Origin of the sequence: Lentibacter algarum (assembly GCF_040580765.1) — a bacterium.
GTDB classification, from domain to species: domain Bacteria; phylum Pseudomonadota; class Alphaproteobacteria; order Rhodobacterales; family Rhodobacteraceae; genus Lentibacter; species Lentibacter algarum.
Genome location: NZ_CP158687.1, coordinates 2,326,135 through 2,350,851 on the forward strand (window position 1 = coordinate 2,326,135; position 24,717 = coordinate 2,350,851).

General features: G+C 54.9%; 27 protein-coding genes. 8 read left to right on the top strand and 19 right to left on the bottom strand.

Annotated features, from left to right (window positions below; all coding sequences use genetic code 11):
• Positions 1-44 precede the first annotated feature (44 nt).
• The 6 genes from dctP to DSM117340_RS11520 all read left to right on the top strand — a co-directional run bounded on the left by dctP (position 45) and on the right by DSM117340_RS11520 (position 5,896).
• Complete coding sequence (dctP, locus tag DSM117340_RS11495; protein ID WP_354689650.1) at positions 45-1,088, top strand: TRAP transporter substrate-binding protein DctP; 1,044 nt, start codon at positions 45-47, stop codon at positions 1,086-1,088.
• 20 nt (positions 1,089-1,108) lie between these two features.
• The gene (locus DSM117340_RS11500) at positions 1,109-1,642 is read left to right on the top strand and encodes a TRAP transporter small permease (RefSeq protein WP_271437130.1); all 534 of its coding nucleotides are present in this window, start codon (positions 1,109-1,111) and stop codon (positions 1,640-1,642) included.
• Between the two features lie 3 nt (positions 1,643-1,645).
• On the top strand, positions 1,646-2,947 hold the full coding sequence (locus DSM117340_RS11505) for a TRAP transporter large permease (protein WP_354689651.1): 1,302 nt from the start codon (positions 1,646-1,648) through the stop codon (positions 2,945-2,947).
• Positions 2,948-3,002: 55 nt separating this feature from the next.
• Positions 3,003-4,718, top strand: coding sequence for a sulfatase-like hydrolase/transferase (locus tag DSM117340_RS11510; RefSeq protein WP_354689652.1), 1,716 nt, complete (start codon positions 3,003-3,005; stop codon positions 4,716-4,718).
• Complete coding sequence (locus DSM117340_RS11515) at positions 4,715-5,179, top strand: cupin domain-containing protein (protein ID WP_271437127.1); 465 nt, start codon at positions 4,715-4,717, stop codon at positions 5,177-5,179. Before DSM117340_RS11510 ends, DSM117340_RS11515 begins: the two co-directional genes overlap by 4 nt.
• Before the next feature lie 327 nt (positions 5,180-5,506).
• On the top strand, positions 5,507-5,896 hold the full coding sequence (locus tag DSM117340_RS11520; protein WP_284260176.1) for a hotdog fold thioesterase: 390 nt from the start codon (positions 5,507-5,509) through the stop codon (positions 5,894-5,896).
• Positions 5,897-5,926: 30 nt separating this feature from the next.
• Here the strand turns inward: DSM117340_RS11520 and DSM117340_RS11525 are convergent, their stop codons facing one another.
• Positions 5,927-6,028, bottom strand: coding sequence for a hypothetical protein (locus DSM117340_RS11525; protein ID WP_271437125.1), 102 nt, complete (start codon positions 6,026-6,028; stop codon positions 5,927-5,929).
• Positions 6,029-6,331: 303 nt separating this feature from the next.
• Between DSM117340_RS11525 and DSM117340_RS11530 the strand changes: the two genes are divergently transcribed.
• Positions 6,332-7,987, top strand: a complete 1,656-nt coding sequence (locus DSM117340_RS11530) for an FAD-dependent monooxygenase (protein ID WP_354689653.1) — start codon at positions 6,332-6,334, stop codon at positions 7,985-7,987.
• Positions 7,984-8,163, top strand: coding sequence for a hypothetical protein (locus DSM117340_RS11535; protein ID WP_271437123.1), 180 nt, complete (start codon positions 7,984-7,986; stop codon positions 8,161-8,163). The genes DSM117340_RS11530 and DSM117340_RS11535 overlap by 4 nt, the downstream gene beginning before the upstream one ends.
• A gap of 937 nt (positions 8,164-9,100) precedes the next feature.
• Here the strand turns inward: DSM117340_RS11535 and DSM117340_RS11540 are convergent.
• From DSM117340_RS11540 to DSM117340_RS11625, 18 genes are all read right to left on the bottom strand, one after another.
• Positions 9,101-10,102 carry a biotin-dependent carboxyltransferase family protein gene (locus tag DSM117340_RS11540; protein WP_349379370.1) on the bottom strand — a complete coding sequence of 334 codons (1,002 nt, stop codon included), beginning with the start codon at positions 10,100-10,102 and terminating at the stop codon, positions 9,101-9,103.
• Entirely contained in the window at positions 10,095-10,784 is a 690-nt protein-coding gene (locus tag DSM117340_RS11545) for an allophanate hydrolase subunit 1 (RefSeq protein WP_349379369.1), read from the bottom strand. The genes DSM117340_RS11540 and DSM117340_RS11545 overlap by 8 nt, the downstream gene beginning before the upstream one ends.
• 8 nt (positions 10,785-10,792) lie before the next feature.
• Positions 10,793-10,885, bottom strand: a complete 93-nt coding sequence (locus tag DSM117340_RS11550) for a LamB/YcsF family protein (RefSeq protein ID WP_143037453.1) — start codon at positions 10,883-10,885, stop codon at positions 10,793-10,795.
• Between the two features lie 12 nt (positions 10,886-10,897).
• Positions 10,898-12,181, bottom strand: coding sequence for a TRAP transporter large permease (locus DSM117340_RS11555; RefSeq protein ID WP_349379368.1), 1,284 nt, complete (start codon positions 12,179-12,181; stop codon positions 10,898-10,900).
• Complete coding sequence (locus DSM117340_RS11560; RefSeq protein WP_089894488.1) at positions 12,178-12,726, bottom strand: TRAP transporter small permease; 549 nt, start codon at positions 12,724-12,726, stop codon at positions 12,178-12,180. Before DSM117340_RS11560 ends, DSM117340_RS11555 begins: the two co-directional genes overlap by 4 nt.
• A gap of 24 nt (positions 12,727-12,750) precedes the next feature.
• The gene (locus DSM117340_RS11565; protein ID WP_349379367.1) at positions 12,751-13,776 is read right to left on the bottom strand and encodes a TRAP transporter substrate-binding protein; all 1,026 of its coding nucleotides are present in this window, start codon (positions 13,774-13,776) and stop codon (positions 12,751-12,753) included.
• A 24-nt stretch (positions 13,777-13,800) separates the two neighbouring features.
• Positions 13,801-14,625, bottom strand: a complete 825-nt coding sequence (locus DSM117340_RS11570) for a putative hydro-lyase (protein ID WP_349379385.1) — start codon at positions 14,623-14,625, stop codon at positions 13,801-13,803.
• Positions 14,626-14,717: 92 nt separating this feature from the next.
• Complete coding sequence (locus DSM117340_RS11575) at positions 14,718-15,596, bottom strand: LysR family transcriptional regulator (protein ID WP_349379366.1); 879 nt, start codon at positions 15,594-15,596, stop codon at positions 14,718-14,720.
• 274 nt (positions 15,597-15,870) lie between these two features.
• Positions 15,871-16,977, bottom strand: a complete 1,107-nt coding sequence (locus DSM117340_RS11580) for an alpha-hydroxy acid oxidase (RefSeq protein ID WP_354689654.1) — start codon at positions 16,975-16,977, stop codon at positions 15,871-15,873.
• On the bottom strand, positions 16,977-17,531 hold the full coding sequence (comE, locus tag DSM117340_RS11585; protein ID WP_089894474.1) for a sulfopyruvate decarboxylase subunit beta: 555 nt from the start codon (positions 17,529-17,531) through the stop codon (positions 16,977-16,979). Before comE ends, DSM117340_RS11580 begins: the two co-directional genes overlap by 1 nt.
• Complete coding sequence (locus DSM117340_RS11590; protein ID WP_349379364.1) at positions 17,528-18,034, bottom strand: sulfopyruvate decarboxylase subunit alpha; 507 nt, start codon at positions 18,032-18,034, stop codon at positions 17,528-17,530. Before DSM117340_RS11590 ends, comE begins: the two co-directional genes overlap by 4 nt.
• Positions 18,035-18,078: 44 nt before the next feature.
• A complete protein-coding gene (locus DSM117340_RS11595; RefSeq protein WP_089894469.1) occupies positions 18,079-18,489 on the bottom strand; it encodes a universal stress protein in 411 nt (136 codons plus the stop codon).
• Between the two features lie 30 nt (positions 18,490-18,519).
• Positions 18,520-19,500, bottom strand: a complete 981-nt coding sequence (locus DSM117340_RS11600; RefSeq protein WP_349379363.1) for an alcohol dehydrogenase catalytic domain-containing protein — start codon at positions 19,498-19,500, stop codon at positions 18,520-18,522.
• Positions 19,497-20,258 (bottom strand): SDR family oxidoreductase, encoded by a 762-nt coding sequence (locus DSM117340_RS11605; protein ID WP_349379362.1) that lies wholly within the window; start codon positions 20,256-20,258, stop codon positions 19,497-19,499. Before DSM117340_RS11605 ends, DSM117340_RS11600 begins: the two co-directional genes overlap by 4 nt.
• A 5-nt stretch (positions 20,259-20,263) precedes the next feature.
• The gene (gene hisD, locus DSM117340_RS11610; protein ID WP_089894461.1) at positions 20,264-21,571 is read right to left on the bottom strand and encodes a histidinol dehydrogenase; all 1,308 of its coding nucleotides are present in this window, start codon (positions 21,569-21,571) and stop codon (positions 20,264-20,266) included.
• A gap of 12 nt (positions 21,572-21,583) precedes the next feature.
• On the bottom strand, positions 21,584-22,912 hold the full coding sequence (locus tag DSM117340_RS11615) for a TRAP transporter large permease subunit (protein ID WP_089894457.1): 1,329 nt from the start codon (positions 22,910-22,912) through the stop codon (positions 21,584-21,586).
• Positions 22,913-22,923: 11 nt separating this feature from the next.
• Positions 22,924-23,436, bottom strand: a complete 513-nt coding sequence (locus DSM117340_RS11620; protein ID WP_089894516.1) for a TRAP transporter small permease — start codon at positions 23,434-23,436, stop codon at positions 22,924-22,926.
• A gap of 110 nt (positions 23,437-23,546) precedes the next feature.
• A complete protein-coding gene (locus DSM117340_RS11625) occupies positions 23,547-24,698 on the bottom strand; it encodes a TRAP transporter substrate-binding protein (protein ID WP_089894454.1) in 1,152 nt (383 codons plus the stop codon).
• Between the last annotated feature and the right edge of the window lie 19 nt (positions 24,699-24,717).

Genomic DNA, 24,717 nt, shown 5'->3' on the forward strand with positions numbered 1-24,717 from the left:
GAAAAAAACAAAGTATCGAACAAAACGAAAGGGAGGTTTCGTTCATGAACTTCAAAGTCACAGCAGGCGCACTGGCGCTGGCGCTTTCAACAGCCATTTCGACGCCGGCACAGGCTGCCGAGCGGCTCATTTTCAACTGCTTCTTTCCACCCAAGCACTATGTGTGCACTGAGTTCATGCCAGAGCTGAAGAACCGGATTGAAACCGCGACGGAAGGGCGTGTCAAAGTCAACACCCCGCCGAAATCCCTGTCGGCCCCGCCTGATCAGTATGACGGCGTTGTCGGCGGCGTTATGGACGGTGCTTTGCAATTCAACGCCTTTATCGCCAACCAGGTTCCGGGCATCCAATTCAGCCTTTTGCCCTTCGTCGGCTCGACCCATTCCGAAGTCGCCGGTCCGGCCCTTTGGGAAACCTACCAGAAGTTTTTTGCTGACAAGAACGAGTATGGTGAGGCCAAGTTGATTTCGGTCTACGCCTCAAGCGGTAATGAACTCTATTCGCTGACAGATGAGCCTATCATGACGGCAACCGACATTGGAAGTCGCAAAATGTGGGGCCTGCCCGGCGTTGTTGCGAACACATTGAAGGGAACCGGCTCTTCCGTGGTCGCGGGGCCAGCGGTTCAGATGCTTGAGATTATCTCGAAAGGCGTTGTCGATGGCTATGCTGGCGTCCCCTGGGGCTCAGTTCAGGCGTTCAAACTGGGTGACTACACAAAATCGGCCACTGAATTGGAGCGCAAACTGTTCCAGCCGACATTCTCATTTGTTGTCTCGAATGCAAAGTGGGACAAAATTTCGGCAGAAGATCAGGTCGCAATCATGACCGTCATGGGTGCCGATTACGCAAAATGGGCTGGTGCGTTTCAGGACAAGGTCAATACGCAAGCACGCGCGAACATGATGGAGGCGGGTGTGGCCGTGCACCCAGGCTCTAAGGAACTGGAGAATGAACTGCGCGCGCTCGGCCAGCCGATGATCGACGCCTGGATTGCCAAAGCTGACGAGATGGGTGTCGATGGGCAAGAGATCATTGATTTCTACCTTGCGCGCATCGCCGAAGGCGAAGCTGCCCTGTCCAATTAACCTGAAAAAGGTAGCGCCCGATGGAACGCGTCTTCCGAAGTCTTGAGTGGATCATGGCCGTGCTGGCCGGGATCGCCCTGTTCATTATGATGGTGTTGACGTTCGTCGATGTCATCGGGCGCTACGGTTTCAACAAGTCGATATTTGGCACTGCAGAGATCATCGAATACCTGATGGTCTGTGTCATCTTCGCCGGAATTGCGTTTGTCACAGCGGGTGATCAACATATCAAGGTTGAGATTTTTGAACCGTGGATCAAACGAAAGGTGCCCAACCTGCAACGTTGGTGCGTGCACCTGTTCTCGCTCTTTGTGTATGCCTTTGTAACCTGGGAATTGATCCACCATGCGCTGGACAGCTTTGGAAGCGGGAAGCGCACGGCGGTTCTGGATGGACCCCAGTGGCTGATGCCGGGCGCCGCGGCGCTGTTTTCCGTTGTCGGTGTCGCTTTGTTCGTGTTTGCGCTTCTGCTGACCAGAGGCTGGCCCGGGCGGCTTGGGCGGCTGCAACACTTTGAGGCCGATCCCGAGAAATCCGAACACCTGGAGCTTTGAGCCATGGAACTCGCCCTCTTCGGTTTTGCCTGTCTGCTCTTCTTGAGTTTCATCGGCTTTCCGCTTTCTTTCTCGACGCTTTTCGTCGGGTTCATCGGTTTTGCCTATACCCGTGACTGGAACTGGGAAGGGGCCATGACCATGTTGGGCCAGCAGGTCATGGAAACCGGCGCCAACTATGGCCTCTCGGTCATTCCCCTGTTCATCCTGATGGGCAGTTTCATCCACCGGTCCAACATATCCGAGGATCTGTTTCGCGCCGCCTATGCCTTTATCGGCTACCGGAAAGGCGGCCTTGCCCAGGCGACCGTTCTGGCCTGCGCGGGTTTTTCCGCCGTCTCTGGCTCCTCCCTGGCCACCGCCGCAACGATGACCAAGGTCGCCATGCCGCATATGCGCAAATATGGCTATGCGGATTCACTCAGCGCCGGGGTGGTCGCCGCGGGCGGCACTCTGGGGATCATGATCCCGCCCTCCGTGCCGCTGATCATCTACGGGCTGGTGGCCGAAGAAGATATCGGCAAGCTGTTCATCGCCGGCACGATCCCCGGCCTGCTTCTGGTCCTGCTTTTCCTTGCCGCCGTGCGCGTTTCGGTCTGGCGCAAGCCCTCGCTTGGCCAACCAGGAAAAAAGCTTGAACGGGCGGAGCGGTTTGCGGCCTATGGTCGGGTCTGGCCGGTTCTGGCGCTGTTCATACTGGTGCTGGGCGGCATCTATATCGGGGCGTTCACCCCGACGGAGGCGTCGGGCATCGGTGCTTTCGGTGCCGCGCTCTTCGCCTTCGTCAAGGGCCATGTCCGCAGCCTTCCGGTGCTGCTGGATATTCTGATCGACAGCGTGAAAACCTCTGCCATCCTGTTTGCCGTTATCTTTGGCGCGCTGGTTTTTGCCAACTTCGTCAACCTGTCCGGCCTGCCTTATGATCTTCTGGACATGGTGGAGGCGATGAACATGGGGCCGCTTGGCGTGGTTCTGTTCGTCTGCCTGATCTGCATTGTTCTGGGCATGATCTTCGAGGCTGTCGGGTTGCTCTTGCTGATTGTGCCGGTGTTCCTGCCGACCCTGCAATTGATGGGCGTCGACATGATCTGGTTTGGTATCGTCATGGTCGTTGTCGTGGAAATGGGCCTGATCACGCCGCCGATCGGGATGAACGCCTTCACCGTGCGGGCGGTCATGCCGGACATCAAGCTTGGCGATATCTTCAAGGGCGTGACGGCGTTCGTGATTGCCGATGTGGTGGCCCTGGTTTTGATCATTGCCTTCCCGGTAATTGCCGTGGGCCTTGTGACGCTGTTGCGATAGCCCTTTCGGCCAGTGCGCATGCGCACCCTGGCCGGTTGTGATGTGAAAAGGAGGAATGATGCCTGCCAAGAACGTTCTGTTCATCATGTGCGACCAGCTGCGGTGGGATTACCTGAGCTGTTATGGCCACAAGACCCTGCATACGCCGCATATCGATGCGCTGGCCGGGCGCGGCGTTCGCTATGACCGGGCCTATGTCCAGTCGCCCGTGTGCGGCGCATCGCGCATGTCGACCTATACTGGGCGCTACGTGCATGCCCATGGCGCCAGCTGGAATTTCGTGCCGATCAAGGCCGGAGAGATGACGATCGGTGATCATCTGCGCCCCCTGGGGGTCCGCTCTGTCCTGATCGGCAAGACCCACATGAAGGCCGACGCGCCGGGCATGGCGCGGCTCGGCATCGATCCCAAGAGCCGGATCGGCGTGCGCATCGCGGAATGCGGGTTCGATCCGTTCGAGCGGGACGATGGCATTCACCCCTATTCCGGACACGAGCCCAATCCGCGCTACAACGATGTGCTGCGCGAAAAGGGGCTTGAGGCAGAAAACCCCTGGGAAGAATACGCCAATGCCGGCGAGGACGAGGACGGTGATCTGCTGTCGGGCTGGTTCCTCAAAAATGCGGATCGCCCGGCGCGGGTTCCCGATCCGTTGTCGGAAACGCCCTATATCACCGGGCGCGCGATGGATTTCATCGACGATGCCCTGGACACCGATCCCGATCAGCCCTGGGTCGCCCATGTCAGCTATATCAAGCCGCATTGGCCCTATATCGTGCCGGAACCCTATGCCAGCATGTTCGGGCCCGACAATGTGCCGCCCGCCAATCGCAGCGATGCCGAGCGCGAAAATGCGCACCCGGTATTTGCACAATTCATGAACCGCCGCGTGAGCCGGAATTTCAGCCGCGACGACGTGCGGGCCAAGGTGATCCCGGCCTATATGGGCCTGATCAAGCAGATCGACGATCAGATGGGGCGGCTGTTTCAGCATCTCGAAGACCGTGGCATCGCCGATCAGACCATGATCGTGTTCACCTCGGATCATGGCGATTACCTCGGCGATCACTGGCTGGGCGAGAAAGAGCTGTTTCACGACGAATCCCTGCGCGTGCCGCTGATCATTTACGATCCCTCGCCCGAGGCCGACCCGACCCGCGGCAAGGTGAACACGGATCTGATCGAATCCATCGACCTCGCGCCGAGCTTTCTGGAAATGTATGGCGGCGCGCCCGTTCCCCACGTCATGGATGGCCATTCCCTGATCGACACTCTGACCGGCACGCGCACGTCCGATCCACGCCGCTATGTGATTTCGGAATACGATTATTCCTTTGTTGAACCGCGCATCGCTCTGGACATGCCGGCGCGCGATTGCTGGCTGCGGATGATATTCGACGGTCGCTACAAATACATTCACGCCGAACGCTTCCGCCCGATGCTCTACGATCTTGACGACGACCCTAACGAACTGAACGATCTTGGGGCCGATCCCGCATTGGCCGAAGTGCGGGCGCGCCTGCACGAGGCGTTGTTTGAATGGGCCAGAAAGCCGCGCCAGCGCGCCACCGTGGCGGATGGGGCAATCGAAGGCACCAACATTCAGGATCGCATTGGCGAGGCCGGTATCCTGATCGGATATTGGGATGAAGCCGAGTTGGAAGAGGCGATCCGCAATGAATGGGGCCCGCGGCTGGCCAATGCAAACCCCCTGGTCGCCCCGACCCTGAACAAGTTATTGCGCCGCGATGTATCGGAGGACAAAACATGAGCCTATCAGCCGGAATAATGCGCCGTGGCGAAGGCATCGACGATGTGCATTGGAACATTCTCGGGCAGGTATACTCGCCGAAATCGATCACCGAAGAGTGTTTCAGTTGGGCCGCGCTTTTGCCCGCTGAATCGTTTGTTCCCCCGCATATTCACACCACGCAGGACGAATACATCCTGCTGCAATCCGGTGAACTGGATCTGGTTTTGAACGGCAAGCATATCCACGCAAGCGAAGGCGATCTGGTGTGCATGCCACGCGGCATTCCGCATGGAATTTTTAACAACACCGGTCATGATGTGACCTGCCTGTTCTGGGTCACGCCAACCGGCAAGCTGGTCGACTTGTTCCGCAAGCTCCACAACATGTCGCGCCCGGATGAAGTGGTCGCGACTGCGCCCGCCTATGATGTGAAATTTCTGCCCGCACAACGCGCAGCAGATGTCATGGGGATGCGCTAGACGTTTTCCTTTGGGTCGACGCCATCGTCTTTGGCGCGGTTCAAGACACTCAGTCCTGGCAAGCCCAGAAATCCGGCCTGAGCAGAACTTCGATTGGGTATTGTTCAAGCGGCGGCTGCGACCGGCAGGTTTGTTACCTTCTAGTTCAGGGGGTTGAGAGCCAAACCATGCCAAACACCTTGATGCAAATCGCCGGGTTGGAGTGAACATCCACCTTTAGGATGGCTCGCCCCTGTGATTGAAAAGGCGGAGGACAAATGACCGGTTTTGCGCGACAAAAGGCTTGCTCATGAGCTTACACCACGACGACATGAAAAGAATCACCACATGACACTTGCCAAAGACCTTTTCGATCAGGATCAGATGATGCAGCTCCTAGGCGCTAGCATCATCCGACAGGTCGAAGGCTGTGTAGAGCTGGAGATGATGGTGACAGAACGCATGGTGCAGAAACATGGAACCTGTCAGGGCGGGGCCCTTTTTACATTGGCTGACGCCGCTTTCGGGATCTCGGCGAATTGCGCTGGCCGAGAAGCCGTGTCGCAACATTGTTCCATCACCTATCTGCGCCCGGCGCATCTCGGAGAGGTTGTTGTCGCCTCCGTGTCTTTGCGAACAACCGTCGGCCGCACTTCGATCTATGACGTGAGCCTGTCCACAGAGGCGGGCGGGCTCGTGGCAGAGTTTCGCGGCGTTGCGCGTGCGCTTTCCAAGTGACCATGGGTTAAACAGGCCTGAAGCTTCAATCTATGGGCGACAAACTGCAAAAAGGCCGACACGGGTGTAAACGCCGAGTTTCTGATAGGCGCGTTTGCGGTAGGTAATGACCGTGGGCGTCGTAATATCCATGTCGCCTGCAATGACCTATGCCTTTTTGCCGGACAGGATGCCAAGACAAACTTCCCGTTCGCGCGCGCTGAGCGTGGCAAGCGGCGGGGAGGTATCTGACTGGGTTGGTCGGTCGAAATGCATCAGAACCAGACGCCCGGGCATACAAACGATGTCAGGATCATACAAGGCAGTATCGGGCCCGCTTTGGTATAGATTGACAAAGAGCCCGTTCCGATATGTTGAGCAAGGCCGGGCATAGCGGTTAGGCTAAGATGTCCCCTGCAAAAGAGGACAGACATAAGACCATCGCAGGTATATGTCTTGTTTACGATCGAAACAGAACAGAAAGCCGCCATGAGACCTGCAGGACGCGCCGAAACTGACTCGCTCTATTTTACGTACCCACATTTTGAGCCGCCCAAAGGTGATGCGCGTGCACAAATGGTCACCTCTGCGTCAGTCGCCATCGTCGGTGCCGGTCCGATTGGCATGACCGCGGCACTTACTCTGGCCAAGCAAGGCATCCGTTCGGTGCTGTTTGACAACAAGGACACCTTCAACGATGGCAGCCGGGCCATTTGTGTTGCTCGGTCCAGTTTCCAGATTCTGGAGCGGATCGGAGCGGTTGCGCCCTTCCTGGACAAATCCCTGGGCTGGACGACCGGGCGATCGTTCTATCGCGGCAAGCAGATCCTCGAATTCGAGATGCCTGACAGTCCGTCGGAAAAATACCGCCCGATGTACAATCTACAGCAGCAATATATCGAACAGTTCCTCTGGGATGCTGTCGTCAAAAGCGAGTTGATCGAGACCCGGTGGCAAAGCGAAGTGACGGGATTGTCGGATACTGATGACGGCGTCCGGCTGAATGTGCGCGATCCCGAGGACGACTACGAATTCAACGCGGACTGGGTTCTGGCCGCAGACGGTGCGCGCAGCACAATCCGCAAGTTGCGTGACATGCGGCTCGAAGGAGACAATTTCGAAGGGCGGTATGTGATTGCCGATGTTCAGATGGCGCATGGCTACCCGACCATCCGACGCGCCCTGTTTGATCCAGATTGCCGCCGTGGCGGGACGATCCTTGTGCATAAACAACCCGACAACATCTGGCGCATCGACTATCAATTGCGCGACGGCGAAGACGAAGCAGAAGCGATCCGCGAGGAGACCGTGCGCGCCTCGGTTGCGTCGGTTCTGGACGAAATCGGCTATTCCGGCGACTGGGATCTTGAGTGGTGGAGCATTTACTCGGCCAACACGCTTGCCCTTGCCGACTACCGGGACGGGCGGGTGTTCTTTGTCGGTGACAGCGCCCATATTGTGCCAATTTTCGGGGTGCGCGGGTTGAACAATGGCCTGGCAGATGCGGAGAATATCGGGTGGAAACTGGGTTGGGTGCTGAACGGCAAGGCTGATGAGGCCCTGCTTGACAGCTATACCCCCGAACGCCGCGGCGCGACGCTGGACGTTTTTGCCAATGCCTCGAAGTCCGCCCGTTTCATGACCCCGCCTAGCGCAGGCTGGCAATTGATGCGAGATGCGGCGCTGAACCTTGCACTCAGCCATCCCTTTGCCGGCAAGCTTGCCAATCCCCGTCAGATGACCCCTTACACATATACTCAAAGCCCTGTCGTGCAGGCAGATGATCCGCTTTTTGAAACCGGGCCGGTCGCCGGCGCGGTCCTGCCGGATGCCTTGGTCGGAGACGGATTCCTTCATGATCTTCTCGGGCCGGGGTTCAGCCTGATCTGTTTTGACGGGGCACTTGCCGATCAGTGCGCTCAGGCCGATCTGACAGTCTGCCGCCTGCCACCCGCTTCAGAGGCTGCTCAAATCCTGGGGGCCACGGCCGAGACGGCCTATCTTGTGCGCCCCGATGGCCATGTTGCAAGTCGGTGGAAATCTGCGCAAGCGGCTGATGTTCTTATTGCCCTTCAAGCTGCAGTCGAGATGCCAAAGGAAGCGATTTCATGAAGCCCGCCGATCTGGAAATTGTATACGAAGACCTCGCCACGACGCTCGACGCCACCAAGGCCGAAAAACGTGAACTTCTTCTCGCCAAGCTGGCACTGCTTCTGGTTCATGATCTGGGCGATGCTGCGCGTGCCAGAGAACATATAGCGGCGGCTTCCGCGAACCTTGACGCATAGGCCAAAGGTTGTGTCAAACCTTTGAGATCACCTGCACCCAAAATCCGGCGATCGAGTGCAACATGCGATGAAACACTCACTCAGTAGAAGAAGCTGATTTCTTTAGACGTTCTCTATGACAGTTTATCAAGCCAAAAAGCAGTCGCTTAAAAGCCTGATCTGATTGGCCGGAAAGTCCCGTGTCTCGATTGTTGAAACCGGCCGCAGCGAACGATCAGTTTGAGCCTCACCTGGATCGGCGCGTTCGAACGGCCGGTTCGGTGAAATGTCTTGCACTGTCAAATGAGTGACGCTATAAATACAACGTTCTCTGCGTCAGCAATAGCTGCACCTGCGCAGGTCAGTTTTGTCCTGCACTTCGGCCATAAACAATAGTCCGAGTGAACGTCCACTTCATTTAGTCTGTGTCCAGTCTTGCGTCTTTTTGAATGTTGAACAGTGTGTTAGAATCAAACTCTTAAGATTACCGTGTTCAACATAGCGTTTCCGCCCTGCCCTCAAAATGACACCAAAAACACACTTGCGCACACACCAAAAATTTCGCCACGTAAATTACTGATTTTAAACATACAATTTACACTGTCGCCATTGAAAATCCTCGTGTCGGTGGTTCGATTCCGCCCCTGGGCACCATTTTTATCAGAAGAATAGATGGCTTATTTAGGTATATTACGCGCCTAGAGTGGCGAATTCACAAACACAGCTTAACCACGCTTTTTTTGCCGTATCGCTGATCACCTGTTGGGCGGATTCGCTATGTTGCATACGGTGTGGGCTGTGGGTGCATCGCAAACCAGTATTTGCAGAGTTTCGGGCCCGCGCCCAAACTATCGCGTTCTTTGTGTTGCTTGGCAGCCATTTTTGTCGAGAGGACAAAGCCGCGAGAAGTTATACCTTAGCGTCACACGACGCTTAATTATCGGGTCAGAGTCTATCGTTAGTCAGACATCCAACCATGGTTCAGGTTCTCTCGCATAAGTCGAGTCGTCAACGATCCGCGCGCCACAGAGATTTGGTCAAGATATTTGGCTTTCTGCGCAAAATACCCACGGGCATGATCTGTTGCTTGCTCACTAGATATAACAAGAAAGCGTAGTTTTTCGCCTGCACGACATTGTACCAATTTGTCTGTATCGCAAGAGATTACCGTTGCAATTTTAGGGTACCCGCCAGTGGTTTGATGATCGGCGAGCAGAACCGTTGGAACGCCGTCACCTGACACCTGAATAGATCCGCGCACAATGGGCTCAGAGGGAATAGACAAGGCGCTATCAAGTTCTAGCTTCGGTCCGCTCAACCGCATCCCCATCCTATCATAGGCCTCTGTGACACTAAACACTCCAGTCCCAAAATGCTCCAAAGCCTCTTGTATAAAACAGTGATCTTGGGGCCCTGCAACGACACGTATCGGGCCTTGGGAGATAAAGTCTGGGCGCACAATTCCACCCACTCGGTCATCGCGGATGGATGCACGAGAAACCTTTATCTGACCACCTGTACGCACAAAGCCCCCCCCGAAACCCGATGTCGAATGGGTCGCTTGGCTGCCAAGCCAATCCACGGCATCGACCTCTCCCGCAAATGCAAGATATGCCCAACTCCCTGCCTTACCTGCGCTGATCGACAACCGCTCGCCCTCACGGATCGTCAAGATCGTCCATGATGAGGACTTCTGATCGCCATGTTGCAGTACGAAGTCTCCGCCCGTAATGGCAACAGAAACAGAACCATCTGTGCACTCCAAGACCAACCCGCCAAGCGATATTTCAATCGCGTTCATACCCTGATCATTGCCTAGCGCTGCATGAGCGGCATCAAACGCCAGCCTATCCATTGGTCCTGAGGCTGCCACACCATACCGCATATTTCTGGGACGTCCCGCATCTTGGAACGTCACCAATGGACCAGCGAAAGAAACGGAAAAGGAGGCTTCAGACATTATTCCCTCCTTGGCTCAGACGTTGATACGTTGGGCAATCTATGCGCTCAAACGTTACATTATCGCCGACATCGAACAAGAAAGGGTGCTCAGGATCGCCTGTGAAGATCGGTGTGGGCGAACGCCCAATGTTTGACCAGCCTGTTGGCATGGTTAGGGTTGTGACAAGGCATTGTGGGCCCGCAATAATGACACTGCCTGCGGGGACATCACGGACAGGCGTTGTTTTGCGAGGTACCTGTATCTGATTGGGAACCCCAGCAAGATAGGCATAGCCAGGAGCAAAGCCATACATAAGCGCGCGATAGTCGCCTTCCAAATGCGCATTGATCACTGCCTCTCGTGAGAGGCCAGTGGCAGAGGCGACGGCGTCCAAATCGGGTGCAAACGGCGGCTCGTAACACACTTGGACACAACGACGGCCTCCCGCAATCTCCTGTAGCTTCAATTCTTCGAGACATGCGCCTACATGCTTTTGAACGGTCAAGTGGTCTGTCGCCATGGGGTCAAAAGACACCAACAGATTCACAAGAGCGGGGACCGTTTCAATCACTCCAACGGGTACATTAGTACCCAATGCCATATCGAGCGCAATGACGTGCGCGTGTGCAGCGTCTGAGAGTTCTTGTGCAAAGGTCACCAATAAAGCGTGATCCGCAATAGCACTGAATTGAGCTTTCATGGGCGCGATTATGCCTTCACAAAACTGGAGATTTGAACTTCATTGCCCAAGGTCCACGAGCCGAACCCTTCGCCAAGGTCAGAGTTGAGGTCTAACGTCATCAGTTCAGCCGCCTACTGAAGCGCATTTGGTAAGAAGAGCGCGATGCTTGGGAAAGCGATCAAAAGAAAAGCCATCGCCAGCATCGTCAGGCAATAGGGCAGCGCTCCCAACATAACCTCATTGAGGTTGCCTGATTTGCGAGCGCCCTGAACCACATACAGGTTGAGCCCAACAGGCGGCGTGATCAATGCCATCTCGATCAGAACGATCATCAGGATGCCAAACCAGATCACGTCATAGCCTTGAACCAGCACCATCGGCACGATGATAGGGATGGTGACAACCATCAGCGATAGCGTTTCAATAAAGAAGCCCAGAACGATGTAGAGCACGACAACCACAAGGATAAAGCCAAGCGGGGATAGCCCGAGACCATCCATGAACGTGGTCAATTCGCGGCCCAAACCGGCCGAGGCCAGCGTGAAATTCAGGAACGATGCGCCGATCACAATCAACATAATCATAGAGGTGATTTTAACTGTCCCCGTCAGGCTTTGAATCAGCATGTCCCATGAGACACCTCCAAACGCGAGCGCTATAAGAAAGGCACCAGCAACGCCGACAGCCGCCGCTTCGGTTGGGGTCGCCCACCCCGCGTAGATAGAGCCAACGATCATCCCAAAAAGCATCAAGATCGGCACCAGATCAATCAACGCGCGCAGCATTTGCGGAAACGGGAACGTGCGGCGTAGCCCCCCCAAATCAGGTCGGATCAGGCAAATGATAACCGTGATCAGCATGAACATTAGCGCAAGGCCAAGGCCGGGGATGAGGCCCGCTAAAAAGAGCTGTGGAATCGAGGATTGGGTGAGGAAGCCATAGACGATGAGATTGATAGATGGCGGGATCATGATCCCAAGCGTCCCTCCAGCGGCAATAGCACCCGAGAACAACTTGGGGTCGTACCCAAGTTTTTCGGCCTGTGGCATCGCCACAGTGGCGACAGTAGCCGCTGTGGCAACGGACGAGCCGGAGGTGGCAGAAAACATCGTTGCAGTCGCGATGTTGGCGTGGACCAACCCGCCCGGCAGCCAGCTTACCCAGCGGTCAAGGGCTGCGTAGGTGCGCGTGGCAACACCACTGCGCACAAGAATTTCGCCCAGAAGCACAAAAAATGGAATCGCAATGAGCGTCGCTGAATTGGACGCGGACCAGACCATATTTCCAAGCCCTTTGGTGAGCGGAAAATTGGAGAAAAAGGCATCAATACCGAAGCCCAATAGGAACAGCACGATACCCACAGGGATCGAGAGGGCCAGTAGGCCTAAAAGGCCGATGGAAACATACCCGATCATTGCAATGTCTCCTGCTCGGCAAATGCGCCGATGAATTGCTCGGTGTCGCCGTGGCGGCGCTTGATCAGCAAGCTGAGCGCGCAGAGGGTGATGGTGGTCGCCATTAGGGCAAACCAAACCCAACCCGCAAACCAAGGTAGGTGAACCCAGACAAGCGGCGTCTCAAGTGGTGTATTGGCAGTTGAGCCGTTCTTGATCGACCGTTCCAATACTGGCCATGCCTTGAGCGCGATAGTGATGATAACACCCGACATTACGATCATTGAAAAGACATCAAACAGCGCGCGTTTGAAACTGTCTGCGCGGCTGCGCAGGATGTCTATGCGGACATGGCCCATTTCTAACAATGTGTATGCCATGCCCCAAGAGGTCGCGAGCGCCATAGCGTAGCCCGCAATCTCCTCGGTACCGCCAAGGGACGTACCGAACCGGCGCATGATGATATCTGTTAACACGAAGGTCGCGCAAACCAGCAGCCCTGCGCCGACAAAAAGGGCAACCCCTTTGTTCAGCCTGCGCAGGATTGCTATCACCTTGAGTTCCATGTTCGGTCCGCCCCTTGAAACAGGTTACTTGATTTCGACACCGACAACTTTGCCAACACTGTCGTTCCAACGTGTTGCCCAGTCACCGCCTGCACGCTCTGCCCACTCGGGCAAAACCTCGGATGTGAGGATATCACGGGCCCGTGTGAAATCTTCGTCGCTGACGTCCACAAGCGTCATCGAACGTGCATCACCAGACGGGCATTCCCCGTTCCCTGTGAGGCAAGCGATGTCATTGACAAGCGCGTCTTGTGCGCTGGCCCATGCAAGATCTTCAAAGCCAGTCTTGATCTGGTCAGTGAGAAGCGCTTGGTTCTCGGCTGACATGCCATTCCACTTGTCGAGGTTGATTGCCGTTACAACAGGGTCCCAGCCCCCCAATGGGATCGGCAGCAAGTGAGAGGATACTTCCCACCAACCGGCTGAATAGCCCGAGCCGGCACCTGTCACAGCGCAATCGACCACACCTTTTTGCAAAGCACCTGGCACTTCTGAGAAGGACACATTCACGCCTTCTGCACCCAAAGCTTCGAGTAGCTTGGCCGTCATCCGGCCTGAGGCGCGGACCTTGAGACCTGTAAGATCTGCTAGGCTAGAAATCTCAGCGTTACAGAAAACGACCTGTGGCGGATAGGGTGCAATCGCGAGAACATGGCTGTTGAAGCGGTCGCGGTAGATCTCTGAGACCATGGGGCGCGCCGCGTCAACCATTGCACGGGCTTCATCTGCACTGAGTGCAATCAGTGGCACATCAAGGCCTTCCAGTTCTGGCGCGTCAGACACAGCATAGTCAGCAACAGTCATTGCCACATCATAGACACCTTGGCCCAGCAACGGATAAATATCGCCCAAACCAAGGCTCATCTGGTTGTGTGTGGTCAGTTCCACATTGAAATCACCCGCTGCGGGCAAAGTTGCACCCCAGAACGGCGCTTCATAGCTCTTGTGCAGCGGCAAGCTGGACCAGCTGCCCACGACGGATAAGTCTTCTGCGAAGGCAGGTGCGGCGAGGGCCGTGGTTGCAGCCAAAATAGCAAGTGTCTGTTTCATTTTTTATCTCCTTGTTGGATTGCTTTAGTTTTTTCTTAAGATCGTTGTCTCTGCGTCCTCCGCCACATCGGTGATCAGCATGTGACCCGGCGAATGCGTGATGCAGATCGGAAGACCCGCATCCAAAAGAACGTTTTGCGGCGTCACACCGCAGGCCCAGTAGACAGGTACTTCTCCGGGTTTTATCTCGACAGCGTCTCCCCAATCTGGGTGGGCCAGATCTTTGATGCCGATCTCGGCAGGATCGCCCACTGCAATCGGCGCCCCATGTGCCTGCGGATATCGACGGCTGATCTCGCGGGCTTTGTCGACCTGTGCTTCGGGGATTGGGCGCATCGTAACGACCATCCGGCCACCAAACCGCCCCGCCGGCACGAGCCCAATATTGGTTCGATACATCGGAACGTTTAGGCCCCTTTCGATATGCCGGACCGGAATGCCGTTGCGTAGCAGTGCATTTTCAAACGTAAACGAACACCCCAAAGCCACCGTAACCAAGTCGTCAGCCCAGATATCAGCAATGTTGGTGACCTCGTCATGAAGCGTGCCATCCCGAAACACACGGTACTTTGAAACATCGCTACGAATATCGATGTCCTGACCAAGTGTCGGTAAAAACGGATCACCATTGTCGCTCACGCCTACGATTGGGCAGGGCTTTGGGTTCCGCTGACAAAAGCGCAAGAAATCCAAGGCGAATTTCTCGGGCAAGATTGCAAGATTGCATTGCAGTTTGCCAGCAGCGAGACCCGCTGTGTGCTGGTCGTAAGACCCGCTGCGGATTGCCGCCCTGACCTCGCCTGCGGAACAGGCAACAAGGTCGGAATGTGAGACTGTTGTTAGCACTATTCGAAACTCCTCCAGCTGTGCGAGAAGCATCACACGGCGGCAACGCTCAATCAAATTATCAATTTACATCATAACCGATAGATTTAATTGATTTAGCTTGGCTGAGTTCGTTCCCATGTATTCGCAACCGCGCGGGCAATTTGCGCACTGTTTTCAACAAGGAAGCTGCGCGGTTCTGACAAATATGATGCCGTGAACGAGAGCGGCTGCGGGCGAAATCCCGGATCAAACTCTACAATTTGCCCCGCCTCAAGAAAATCGTTGGCAAGCGCCCTCGGGTAAGGACCTACGGCGATTCCTGCTGCGATCATCTTCAAACTCGCCGACAAGGAAGCCGACGCATAGACACGCACCTTTGGTCGGATCCTACGCGTGAGCTCAGACATTAATTCACGATACGGTCGGGTCTTGCTTGAATAGGAAATCACTGGGACTTTGCTCAAATCAGTCTGTGGATTTGCAGTCGATCGATACCAATGCAAATCAAAAGACGGCAGGGCCACGTTTTCAACAGAAAACTCCGACACGGGACCCATTAGAAGTGCGAGATCAAGCTTCCTCTCAAGCAAATCCGTGCGCAAATTCAAGGAAATATCCACCGTCAGGTCAACATTGACACGCGGATACTGCTCACTGAAAGCCTTTAAAAAGTCAGGCAACCATGCCTGTGCGATCGTCTCGGAGGCGCCGACACGAAAAAGACCCTCTGCTTCGGATGGGTTGGCAACACGTTGCTTGATCTCTTCTTCGACAAACAACATTTGCTCAGCATACGAAAGTAAAAGCGTTCCGTGTTTTGTTAAGACAAGTTCGCCCGGACCACGTTCAAAAAGGGGCACGCGCAGTTCTTGTTCGAGGTTTGCAATTCGGGTCGAGATGGCAGGCTGCGAAAGATTGAGGCGTTCAGCAGCCTTGCGAAAGCCTCCCAAACGAGCGACCCAGAGGAAAGTCTTGATCTGATCAAATGTCATGCCTCATTCATAGATTATATCACAGAGGCCGCAAATCCATAAACTTGGACTGAATATAAATTGCTGCATTGGCGGCTTGAATCTCCTGCCAAAGCTGAAAGCAAAGCAAGCTATTTATGAGGCTGTTGTGGCAAAAGGTTGGGCACAGGTTTCAAATTATGGACCACGTTCGCACAGACGGCAAAGTGATGTGCAAGTGCCAAGGCGGCAGGTTTTACCATTAAGATTGGCGGGCAACCACGGCGTAATTTCCCAACGTTTGATAGTTCTCTAATTAGCGCAAACCAGTAATATCTTTCGGGCTCGTCAGTCCAGTCTGTGCCATTGCGATGCTCATTTCTTCTGAAATGACATCCCACAGTTTGTGCAATCCTCGCTCATGGCCAGCGGCCAAAGCATATTGGAGGATGCGCCCCAAAAAAACGAAATCAGCGCCTTGGGTAAGTGCCCGCAACACATCTTCACCCGACCGGATGCCACTGTCAAAAAACAGCGGATAATCAGCCCCGATCTGCTCCCGAATTTTAGCAAGCATTTCGATAGGTACAGGAGCGCTTTCAAGCTGGCGTGCACCGTGACTAGACACTTGAATACCGTCAACACCAGCAGCCTTAAGCGTAAGCGCATCTTCCACATCAAGCACACCTTTTACAACAAGTTTGCCCGGCCACATCTCGCGTAGCTTATTCAATGTGTCCCACGTTGCGCGCGCGCGACTTTCAGTGCGATCGAATTCATACCCAGGCATTTCAAAGTTCGCCATCGTCGGCTTGCCTTTCAGCAATGCATTCAGGGACCAACGCGGATGCAGTGCAAAATCGACGAATTGTTTGGGGCCGATCTTGAACGGCATTTTAAAACCATGGCGCAATTCACGAGGACGGCGCCCAACCTCTGGAACATCCACAGTTAAAACCAATGTCTGGTAACCAGCTGCTTTTGCACGATCGACCAGCTTGAATGTCCCCGTCCCATCACCCGTGAAATAGAGCTGGAACCAAGCATGGCCCTCAGCCACCTCGATGATTTTTTCCAGCGGAGTTGATGCAACAGTCGAGACCCCGTGGGGCACTGCATATCGCGCCGCAAGGCGCGCAAGCATAAGATCTGCACCAGGAGCTGAAAGGTTGCACATGCCCATCGGTGCAATACCAAAGGGGCGCTGTGTCGCTGCACCAAAAAGGGTCGCAGCAAGCGAACGGCTGGAAACATCGCGCAGAATACGCGGCCGCAGGGTTATCTCATCAAGGGCGGCCCGATTGCGCGCCGCCCCCGTTTCACGGCCTGCCGCCCCGTCGATATAATCGAACACCATCCATGGCAGACGACGCTTGGCAATACGCCGTGCGTCCTCTGCGCTATGAATGGCGCTTGCCGACATCAGGACTTCACGGCTTCCATAAAGCGGTGACGGATAACCACCGGATCAAGAGTAATGACCGGCAACTTGATATTACCGCTGTCACATTTGCAGACAATTATCGTCATCTCGTCGCTGTCGATGGCCGATTGCAACACGGGGCCAAGGTCTTTGTCCTGCACCTCGATCACAGTATCGCAGCCACAGGCGCGCGCCACATCTGTCAGGTTGGTTTTCATGCCTGCGTAGGTCGGCTGGTCACCCGTCGATCCATAAGATCCGTTATCAATGATCAGCAATGTATAGTTGCCAGTCGCGTTGTTAGCGATCGTTGGCAACGTGCCAAGGTTCGTCAAGACAGACCCGTCGCCATCAATCGAGATCACAGGTTTGTCCTGCGCGAGCGCAAGGCCAAAGCCGATCGAAGAGCTCAGCCCCATGGTGCCGAGCATGTAAAAATTGCGAGCGTTGTCATCAATCATATGCAGTTCCTGACTGGGCAGGCCGATATTGCAAACGACAAGGTGAGGGTTCAGGATGGGCGCGATTTCGCGCAAGATTTCAGAGCGGATCATTGGTCGCCGTAGCCTCCCCAGAAGTTGGCATCGGTCAGGATCGCCACAGGTTTGTTGGACATGAAAGTATATTTCAGGATGTTGTCGAATTCCTCGACATCTTTTTGCCAATGGAAATGATATGTCGGGATGTGGAACTGCGCCAAAAGTGCCTTGGTGTGGACAGCCATTTCAACCTGACACGATACTGGTTCGCGCAACTCACCACGATATGAAATCAACATCGGAAGCGGCATACGATAGAACTGGATCAGTGTCGCCAATGTGTTCAGCGTCACGCCAAGGGCAGTGTTTTGCATAATGATCATGGGACGCTTGCCCCCCATGAAGGCGCCCGCACACAGCCCCATACCTTCGTCTTCTTTGTTTGAGGGGATGTGAAAAATCTCGTCACGGTTCTCCACCTCTTCGATCACACCAGCCAGCTGTTTGCAGGGTACGGTGGTCACGAAAGAGATATCGTTGGCAACAAAATCATCTACGATCTTTTTGTCGATGTTCATTGGAACAGAGCCTTTCTGGTTAAGTCGTCTTTGGATTGTTTATGTTAATCGCTACGTTGGACATGCACGGCGCAAGGCGCGTGTCTGACGACGCGTGCTGCCGTAGAACCAAGCAGATAATCACTGAACCCTGGTCGGTGGGAGCCCATCACAATGCAATCGATCGCGTTGTCACGAGCATAAGCGATAATGGTACGATAGGTGTGCCCGATCACCATTACAGGCTGAACATTACTCAGATGCTCAGTTTTCGCGAGCAACTCAGACTTTGCACGTGCAATGCCATCTTTCTTGGCCTCTTCGTCGAGATAAGCGTTGACCGAGCCCTTTGGAGCCTCATAAACATGCAGCGCCGTAATTGTTCCTGTATCGCCAGCCAGCGCCTGTGCAATCGCAAGGGTACGCGGTGAGATGTCATGATCAAGTGCCATAGGAACAAGTATTTTCTTATACATATGTTCTTTCCTTTGATGATTGCAGCGATGTCACGCCCAAGGGTCCAAAATGATTTTCGGCGCGGCAACACGACCTGACCGCAGATCAGAAAAGGCAGTTGCTCCGTCACAAAGTGGGCGTGTTTGTGTCCAATCCAGCGCACCCAATCGGCCTTCAAAAAGGGCTGTTGCTGTGTCGCGAAAGTCTGTCGCAGTGTAGGTGTAGGTGCCAATAAACGTGATTTCCTGCAACGTTGCACGGCGCACATCAAGGCCGTGCGCATCGTCACCAAGTCCTACATGCGCAATAACACCGCCCGGTTCGACCATGGCGGAAGCAGAGGCGCGCGTCACCCCGTAGCCGACCGCGTCGATCACAATTGGGAATGATTTGGTTGTGGAGTGCACGGCAACTTGATCACAGCTGTTCGCCAGAAATGCGCAGCGTTTCTCATCCGGCTCAACGATGACGACGTCATTAACATCCATGGCACGAAGCGCCAAAGCGGCGGCCAGCCCAATCGCCCCCCCGCCAATCACAAGCGCGCGGCGCTCCATGCTCGGGTGCAAGGCCTCTAGCGCAAGCCGCACTGCGTGCCAGCTGACAGCCAAAGGTTCGGCAAGTGCCGCCTTGCCCAGCGCCACATGGGCAGGCACCTCGACCAAATTGCGCATTGGCATTCCAATATACTGAGCAAAAGCCCCCTGACGCGGCATCATCGAAATGATCTGCCTTTTAGAGCAAAGATTTTCGCGCCCCGCTTTGCAAGCGGGACAGACCTGACAGGTCACCAGCGGGTTCACTGTCACACGCATTCCATCATTCTTGCCACCCTGGATCGTCCCAGCCGCCTCATGCCCTAAAATCAGCGGAGCGGGACGTCGTTCGTCATGACCAAGATAGGCGTGCATATCCGATCCACAAATGCCGACAGCTTCAACCTTGATCAGCTGTTCATCATCCTGTGTGATCACGTCCGGCATATCGCCATAAACAAGGGATTCGACACCCTGATAAACCAGTGCTTTCATTTCGCAGTAAACCCCCCATCAACCATAAGAACCTGTCCTGTGACATAGGCAGAGGCATCAGAGCACAAGAACAAAATTGGTCCGTCCATATCCGAAAGAGTTCCATTGCGTCCGATGCAGGTTTGCGCTGCATTGCGTGCAGCACGCGCGTCATCCTCGAACACCGCTGCCGTCAATTCAGTTGGGAAAAAACCGGGACCAATGGCATTTGCTGTGATCCCATCGGGAGACCATGCTTCAGCCATCGCGCGGGTCAGTTGCGCGATACCACCTTTCGTTGCCCCGTAGGCGATGCCGCCCGGAAATGCGCGGGTCGTTTGAAGGGACGCAAAATTAACGATACGGCCCCAGCCCTTTTTACGCATTTCTGGCACAAACGCCTGTGACAGAAAAAACGGTGCCGACAAGTTAAGAGCCAGCGTCTGATCCCATCCGTTGAAGGTAACATCATCGGCTGCCTCACGGGTGTTGACGCCAGCTGCATGTACCAAAATGTCAGGCGCACCGAATGGCGCGGAGATATCAGCGACAGTTCTTTCCAGACAATCGCGGCTGGCTACATCCGCCACCACGGCAGCAGCGGCAGGCCCGATTTCAGCGCACAGATTGTCCAATGCATCAGCCCTGCGAGCAACGCCCACGACTTTTGCACCAGCGGCCGCAAGCGTCAGTGCTGCGCGACGGCCAAGTCCAGAGCTAGCGCCCGTGATACAGGCTACTTTGCCACTTAGATCGAATAGATGTGTATTGCCTGTCACGTCTCCTAGCCTTCAGACGTCAGGTCAAAGTTTTCACCTGGAAAGTACTTTGCAAGCCGCACATCCGCTGCGCGGGCATGCCCTTCCATTCCTTCCAGACGTGAAATCCGCGCTGTCGCAATCGCGACATCCTTAGAGGCCTCTTTCGTGGCTCGCTGCCAAGTGACGATTTTCATATATTTGTGCACTGACAAACCGCCTGTGTAGCCCGCGGCACCAGAAGTCGGTAGCACGTGGTTCGTGCCCGACGCCTTATCGCCATAAGACACCGTGGTTTCTTCGCCCAAAAACAACGAGCCATAACAAGTCAGACGGTCGAGCCACCAATCAATGTCGCTGGCTTGGACAGTCAAATGCTCAGGTGCATATTCGTCACTGCAAGCGGCCATATCTTCACGGTCTTTGCAAACGATCACCTCTGCGTAATCGCGCCAAGCAGCAAACGCGTTGTCGCGGTTCAGTTCGGGCAGATCGTCGATCAGGACAGGCACCCGCGCCATAACGTCTTCGGCCAAAGCACGATCATCTGTCACCAACCATACGGGCGAGTTATAGCCATGTTCAGCCTGACTTACTAAGTCGGTGGCAACGATATGAGGATCTGCGTCCTTATCGGCGAGGATCAAGGAATCCGTTGGGCCCGCAATCATATCGATGCCCACACGGCCAAACAAAATACGCTTTGCCTCAGCCACAAACTGGTTACCAGGGCCAACCAGAATATTGGCCTTTGGCAGGCCAAATAAACCAAACGCCATAGCCGCAACGCCTTGAACGCCACCCAGCGCCATAATCTTATCTGCACCGCAAATATGCGCTGCGTAGATAATCGCGGGAGCCACACCAACACCAGGACGTGGAGGAGAACAGGCCGTAATGTGTTTACATCCTGCCACCTTGGCGGTGGTTACTGTCATGATAGCACTCGCAATATGGCTGTAGCGACCACCGGGGGCATAACAGCCTGCCGCATCAACGGGGATGGCTTTCTGGCCAGCGACATAACCCGGCTGAATTTCCATCTCGACATCAGCGACAGTGCTTTTCTGCAGCTCCGCGAAGCGCTTCACATTGTCATGCGCGAATTGGATATCTGCCTTCAACTTTTCAGGAACCAACGCGCTTGCCGCTTCAATTTCGGCTTGCGTAAGGATGACGTTGCCTTCGTATTTATCAAACTTGGCGGCGTACTCCATCGCCTTGGCATCACCACCTTCTTCGATATCCTTGAGGATCGATACCACAGTGTCATGCACATCGGATGCGCCAGAAGCGGCCGTCAAAGTTGCTTTTTTCAGGTATTCACGGGTCATTAGGCAGAGATCCTATTTGTAAATATCAGGCAAAAGAGTTGTGGAAACAGCGGGGACATAGGCAATGAACAAAACCACGACGAACATGCACAACACGAAGGGCACAGCACGCACTGCGATCTTGAGGATCGATTCACCTGTTATTCCAGAAACCACAAAAAGGTTCAGTCCAAGGGGCGGCGTGATGAAGCCAACACCCAAAGCGGTGATCATCATGATACAAAACTGAATTTCGTTCATGCCGATGTTTTCGGCCAAAGGTTGCAAGATCGGAGCAAGGATCACGATATTGGGCGTGGTTTCCATGACGCAGCCCGCGGCGATTAAAATACCGATCATCAGCAGTATGAGAATCCAAGGCTCTTCCGTAAGCGCCGTGACCGACGTCACAAAGCCCTGCGGCACCCCCATTATAGCCAAAGCCTCAGCCAAGGGGGCGGAGAAGGCGATGATCGGCAAAATTACACCATTCACTTTGGCAGAGCTGACCAGCATCGCTGGAAAGTCCGCAAAGGTCAGTGTTTTCAGAAAGAAGCCCATGCCGATGGTGACAACAACAGCGGTGGCACCTGCCTCAGTTGGCGTCAGGCGGCCCGAAAAAATACCGTAAAAGATAATTCCAGGAACAATAAATGCATACCAGCCCGATTGCAGTGAGCGTCCCAAATTGCTCAGCCACTCCATAAAGGTCAGGTTGCCACCACCCTCATAAGCATAGACGCGGTTCACAACGAGGTTCGTGATCAAAATTGAGATCAGGATACACAGCCCCGGGATCAAAGCAGCCAAGAACAAGGTTGAAGCGGAAATTCCCAACACAAGCCCAATGATAATGTATGCAATGGACGGTGGGATCAGAATTCCAGTGCAGGCCCCTGCTGCGACCAGTGCGCAGGCATAGGGGCGCGGGTATCCTGCCTCAACCAAACGGGCGATTGTCATTCTGCCCACAGCGGCAGCCCCTGCCGCGTCAGACCCGGATATTGCAGCAAACATACCGCAGACAAGCACTGTCGCTGATCCGAACCCACCCTTGGTAAAGCAGGTCAGCGCTTCGGCGACATCGAGGAATTTTCGCGACAGGCCCGTTCGGACCAACACGTCACCCGTCAAGATAAACAGGGGAATCGCTGTCAGAGCAAAGGCATCAATGCCGCTAAACAACCGTTCGCCGACAAGGCTCAAAGGCAGATCGCCCGACATCAGCAACATCAAAATAGCAGAGCTGCCAATCGCGGCCCAGACTGGTACAGCCAAGGCGATAAGCGCCACAAACAGAATGACGGGTACGTAAAAGTCCCAACCAAGCTCTACAGTTTGCGCGACAGTATTCCAAAGCATCGTGCCGCTCCTTAATCAAATAACGTGTCACCCTCGTAGACTGGCTTGCCAGTCTTGAGGGAGATGAAATCATGACGAAGCGACTGAAGAAGGCGCCAGATCATAAGAGCAAATCCGCTGGGCACCGCCATCAGGAACCACACCTGAGAGATGCGCAGCCCATGGGTTACGGACCCGAATTTGTAGGAAACGTGAACGGCCTCCATCGACCAGTAAAGCGCGATCAGCGCAACGACCATCATCACCAGATCGCCGAACATATAGAGCAGCGCCTTGGGTCGTGGGCCAAGGTAATGCATGATCACATCGATACGGATATGAGCGCGCTCCTTAACTGCGGCAGCCGCCCCGATCCAAGCCAGATAGATAAAGGAATAGCGTACAATCTCCTCGCCCCAGATCGACGAGTAGGCGAAAATTTCGCGGCGTAGCACCTCGACAGCCATCGTGATGACCAGCATCACGTAGAACGTCAAAAGCAGCCAGCGCTCAGCGTTCTGATCTAATTTACGCAGGAATTCCATGGTGTGGTCCATCTGGGTTCCATGACAAAACCTCGCACAGAGTGCGCAGCGTTCTTAATCATGTTGCGTGGGTGTTTCGGGCGCTCCACAAGGGCGCCCGAAGGTTACTTTTAGGCGTCGTGAACGTAGTATTTGCCCTGCGTTCCCGCGGCCTCTTCCATCTGTGCAAACGCATCCATGGACCCAGCCAACTCCACCTTGAACTTGTCCCATTCGGAACGCTGGTAGCCGCCTGCGTCTTTCCATTCGGCGAGTTGGTCGTCACTCAGAGAGTGGAACTCGACCCCAGCTTTGGCCAGCTCAGCCATCGCGTGGGACCGTGCCGAAGGAACCTTCGCAAGGTTCTGGTGTGCGGTCATCTCAGAGCCCCACATGATGCCCTCTTGAACGTCGGCCGGCATAGAATTGAACCACTCAAGATTACAAGAATAGACTTGGGAATCAGGTACGGCTTGTGTGAAAGTTACATGCGACAAGATATCCTTGAAGCCAAACACGAAGAGCGCGCCCACGGAGGGATCAAGTGCGTCAGCCACACCCTGCTGGATCGCAGAGGGCGTTTCGCCCCAAGCTACCGGCGTTGGGTTTGCACCGACCATTCGATAATACTGCTGTAGCATCGCAGAGCCAGGAACGCGGAACTTAACGCCCGCCAGATCGGACGGCGTAATCACTGCACCAGCGCCACCCTTACGCACAGCAACAACCCGCGGGTCGATGTTGACGTAGAACAATGGCTTGAATCCGTTCTCTTCGATCTTGGGCGTCACATTGGAGCCCCAGAAGTCGGAGTTCACAAGGTTCGTGAACCGTTGGTTTGACCCGCACAGATACGGCATGTTGATCAGATCAACAGTAGACGCAAACGGAGCGAAATTTGACAGCGAGTGCTGAGCCGCTTGAATGGTGCCACCCTGAACCGCCGATACCAAGGCACCGCCCGCACCAAGCTGACCACCAGGGGCAAGCTTGACATAGACCTTCCCATTTGTGGCGTTCTGGATGTTTTCCTTCAGATCCAGCTGCATGATAGGGTAGCTACGTGATGCGCCCAGCACATAGGCCGTGGCGATTGTCATGACGTGCTCCGCGGCGGCCTCGCGGTCTCGCTCTTCGGTGGCCGACTGAGCTGCTGCTTCAGTTGACCAAAGCGTCCCTGCTGCACCCGCGACGAGTGCCGCTGTGAAGCCAGCGGTCGACGCTATTTTCAGAAAATTCCGGCGCTCTGCAGACGCGAGCCCTTTACGGTCTTGATCGTCCATATGGTTCTCCTCCCAAAAG

Excerpts from the sequence above, each read along its gene's own strand:
- dctP (WP_354689650.1), top strand. The coding sequence starts at position 45 with ATGAACTTCAAAGTCACAGCAGGCGCACTGGCGCTGGCGCTTTCAACA.
- DSM117340_RS11500 (WP_271437130.1), top strand. The coding sequence starts at position 1,109 with ATGGAACGCGTCTTCCGAAGTCTTGAGTGGATCATGGCCGTGCTGGCC.
- DSM117340_RS11505 (WP_354689651.1), top strand. The coding sequence starts at position 1,646 with ATGGAACTCGCCCTCTTCGGTTTTGCCTGTCTGCTCTTCTTGAGTTTC.
- DSM117340_RS11510 (WP_354689652.1), top strand. The coding sequence starts at position 3,003 with ATGATGCCTGCCAAGAACGTTCTGTTCATCATGTGCGACCAGCTGCGG.
- DSM117340_RS11515 (WP_271437127.1), top strand. The coding sequence starts at position 4,715 with ATGAGCCTATCAGCCGGAATAATGCGCCGTGGCGAAGGCATCGACGAT.
- DSM117340_RS11520 (WP_284260176.1), top strand. The coding sequence starts at position 5,507 with ATGACACTTGCCAAAGACCTTTTCGATCAGGATCAGATGATGCAGCTC.
- DSM117340_RS11525 (WP_271437125.1), bottom strand. The coding sequence starts at position 6,028 with ATGGATATTACGACGCCCACGGTCATTACCTACCGCAAACGCGCCTAT.
- DSM117340_RS11535 (WP_271437123.1), top strand. The coding sequence starts at position 7,984 with ATGAAGCCCGCCGATCTGGAAATTGTATACGAAGACCTCGCCACGACG.
- DSM117340_RS11540 (WP_349379370.1), bottom strand. The coding sequence starts at position 10,102 with ATGTCTGAAGCCTCCTTTTCCGTTTCTTTCGCTGGTCCATTGGTGACG.
- DSM117340_RS11545 (WP_349379369.1), bottom strand. The coding sequence starts at position 10,784 with ATGAAAGCTCAATTCAGTGCTATTGCGGATCACGCTTTATTGGTGACC.
- DSM117340_RS11550 (WP_143037453.1), bottom strand. The coding sequence starts at position 10,885 with ATGACGTTAGACCTCAACTCTGACCTTGGCGAAGGGTTCGGCTCGTGG.
- DSM117340_RS11555 (WP_349379368.1), bottom strand. The coding sequence starts at position 12,181 with ATGATCGGGTATGTTTCCATCGGCCTTTTAGGCCTACTGGCCCTCTCG.
- DSM117340_RS11560 (WP_089894488.1), bottom strand. The coding sequence starts at position 12,726 with ATGGAACTCAAGGTGATAGCAATCCTGCGCAGGCTGAACAAAGGGGTT.
- DSM117340_RS11565 (WP_349379367.1), bottom strand. The coding sequence starts at position 13,776 with ATGAAACAGACACTTGCTATTTTGGCTGCAACCACGGCCCTCGCCGCA.
- DSM117340_RS11575 (WP_349379366.1), bottom strand. The coding sequence starts at position 15,596 with ATGACATTTGATCAGATCAAGACTTTCCTCTGGGTCGCTCGTTTGGGA.
- DSM117340_RS11580 (WP_354689654.1), bottom strand. The coding sequence starts at position 16,977 with ATGTCGGCAAGCGCCATTCATAGCGCAGAGGACGCACGGCGTATTGCC.
- comE (WP_089894474.1), bottom strand. The coding sequence starts at position 17,531 with ATGATCCGCTCTGAAATCTTGCGCGAAATCGCGCCCATCCTGAACCCT.
- DSM117340_RS11590 (WP_349379364.1), bottom strand. The coding sequence starts at position 18,034 with ATGAACATCGACAAAAAGATCGTAGATGATTTTGTTGCCAACGATATC.
- DSM117340_RS11595 (WP_089894469.1), bottom strand. The coding sequence starts at position 18,489 with ATGTATAAGAAAATACTTGTTCCTATGGCACTTGATCATGACATCTCA.
- DSM117340_RS11600 (WP_349379363.1), bottom strand. The coding sequence starts at position 19,500 with ATGAAAGCACTGGTTTATCAGGGTGTCGAATCCCTTGTTTATGGCGAT.
- hisD (WP_089894461.1), bottom strand. The coding sequence starts at position 21,571 with ATGACCCGTGAATACCTGAAAAAAGCAACTTTGACGGCCGCTTCTGGC.
- DSM117340_RS11615 (WP_089894457.1), bottom strand. The coding sequence starts at position 22,912 with ATGCTTTGGAATACTGTCGCGCAAACTGTAGAGCTTGGTTGGGACTTT.
- DSM117340_RS11620 (WP_089894516.1), bottom strand. The coding sequence starts at position 23,436 with ATGGAATTCCTGCGTAAATTAGATCAGAACGCTGAGCGCTGGCTGCTT.
- DSM117340_RS11625 (WP_089894454.1), bottom strand. The coding sequence starts at position 24,698 with ATGGACGATCAAGACCGTAAAGGGCTCGCGTCTGCAGAGCGCCGGAAT.